Origin of the sequence: Bacillus sp. SIMBA_008 (genome assembly GCF_046535495.1) — a bacterium.
Taxonomy (GTDB): domain Bacteria; phylum Bacillota; class Bacilli; order Bacillales; family Bacillaceae; genus Bacillus; species Bacillus subtilis.
In genome coordinates, this window is the sequence record NZ_JAWRWL010000338.1 from 1 (window position 1) to 278 (window position 278).

General features: G+C 46.4%; 1 pseudogene. It reads left to right on the top strand.

The features are described from left to right. Positions 1–278: pseudogene (locus SB658_RS23480) on the top strand (peptidase); the annotation flags it as partial.

Consider the following 278-nt stretch of genomic DNA (forward strand, 5'->3'; position numbering starts at 1 on the left):
TACTGCTCGGTGAACGAGTCATTGGATTAGAAGAGACAGACGGCTGGATGAAAGTCGTTATTCCGCAGCAGGCCAGCCGGAAACATCCACAAGGCTATCCTGGCTATATACCTGCGAACCAACTAAAGCAAGTGACAGAAGGAAGTGCGCCAGCTATTTCTCATATCGTTTGTCAGAAAAAAGCCACGCTCTATCAAAACGGGCAAGCGGACATGGAAATTAGTTTTTTAACAGAGCTCGCAGCTTTAGAAGAAACGAGTGATTGCTTTCGTGTTGTC